Annotated in this window: 2 protein-coding genes; both read right to left on the reverse strand. The window is 63.8% G+C overall.

The genetic code is table 11. The annotated features are described in order from the left end of the window. Positions 1 to 253 precede the first annotated feature (253 nt). Positions 254 to 862 carry a calcium-binding protein gene (locus ASG40_RS13365; protein ID WP_055886534.1) on the reverse strand — a complete coding sequence of 203 codons (609 nt, stop codon included), beginning with the start codon at positions 860 to 862 and terminating at the stop codon, positions 254 to 256. 180 nt (positions 863 to 1,042) lie between these two features. Further along, the coding region (locus ASG40_RS20690) for a calcium-binding protein (protein ID WP_162243318.1) at positions 1,043 to 1,606 on the reverse strand (564 nt) is incomplete at its 5' end.

The raw sequence follows: 1,606 nt of genomic DNA on the forward strand, positions 1-1,606 counted from the left end.
ACGCCTGGAACAAGCTCATCGCCCAACCCTGGCGCATCATGTCCATCGGACTGCGCCGATGGGCCCATGGGTGCTGATCAATGAGAATTGGTATTACGAACGCCAATTCGAGTACCTGTCCGCACGTCCGTTGGGGCATGCCCCAACGGACAGCGCGACCTATGCATACGGCCTTTATGAGTCGGGTCAGTTACGTCTTATCTGCCCCGCAGCCGGGTTGGTTTGGATCAACCCGGCTGCGCTGCGGCGCGGCTCACACGATGAAGAAGTCGAGGTGCGTGAGGGCGGCCTTGTTGTCGATGGTAGCGAACTGCACCGCGGCCGAGGCCGTGCCGTTGCCGTCGGCGTCGTAGGACAGCGCCCCCATCACCTTATCGTAGAGGATGCGGTCATTGGCATCGGCGGCGCCGGTAGAGAGGTCCTTGAACGCCGCCTCGGCCAGCGGACCGGCCCCCAGCGCCGTGAAGACGCTACGTGTGAGCTGCACGGTGTCGTCGACTACCGAGAAGTCCGCGATCCGGTCGAGGTTACCCGACCCCAGCGCCGTCCTGAACACGAAGGTGTCCGCCCCGGCACCACCGGTCAGGATGTTTGCACCGTCGTTGCCGATGATCACGTTGGCTAGCGAGTTGCCGGTACCATTGAGATTGCCGGTGCCGGTCAGGGTGAGGTTCTCCAAGTCTGAGCCGGCGAGTGAGTACGACACCGCGGCGTAGACGAGATCGGTGCCCGCACCGGTGGCTTCGATAGCGCGGTCGCTGACGTTATCGACGTAGTAGGTGTCCGAGCCCGCCCCACCCGACATCGTGTCGGCACCGACGAGCCCGTTGAGGACGTTGGCGCCGGCATTGCCGGTGATCACGTTGGCGAGGCCGTTGCCGGTCCCATTGAGGTTGCCGGTGCCGGNGACATCGTATCGGCACCGACGAGCCCGTTGAGGACGTTGGCGCCGGCATTGCCGGTGATCACGTTGGCGAGGCCGTTGCCGGTCCCATTGAGGTTGCCGGTGCCGGTSAGGATCAGGTTCTCCAGATCCGCGCCGCTAAGCCCATACGACACCGAGGCATAGACGAGATCGGTGCCGACCGCGCCGGTGGCCTCGACGACTTTGTCGCCGACGTCGTCGACGTAGTAGGTGTCCGAGCCTGACTTTGTCGCCGACGTCGTCGACGTAGTAGGTGTCCGAGCCTGCTCCACCGGACATCGTATCGGCACCGACGAGCCCGTTGAGGACGTTGGCGCCGGCATTGCCGGTGATYACGTTGGCAATCTCGTTACCGGTGAGATTGATCGTGGTCGTGCCCGCATCGTTGGTGGTGTGGAGCCGCTCGATCTCCTGACCAGATGCGAGCGTATAAGTGATGCTAGTCAGCACGCGGTCAGTGCCTCCGCCGACCGCCTCGATCACCTGATCGCCAACGTTGTCGACATAGTACAGGTCGTTGTCGGCTTGACCTTCAAGCACGTCATCGCCTGCCCCACCGTTCAAGGTATCGTTGCCCTCACCGCCGGAGAGGAAGTCCGAGCCCGCGCCGGCCGTGATGTTGTCGGCACCGGCATCGCCGTAAGCGCTCAGCTGGCCCAGGCCGGCCGCGGACATGATCAG

Source organism: Methylobacterium sp. Leaf399, assembly GCF_001424525.1.
In the GTDB taxonomy this organism is placed as follows: domain Bacteria; phylum Pseudomonadota; class Alphaproteobacteria; order Rhizobiales; family Beijerinckiaceae; genus Methylobacterium.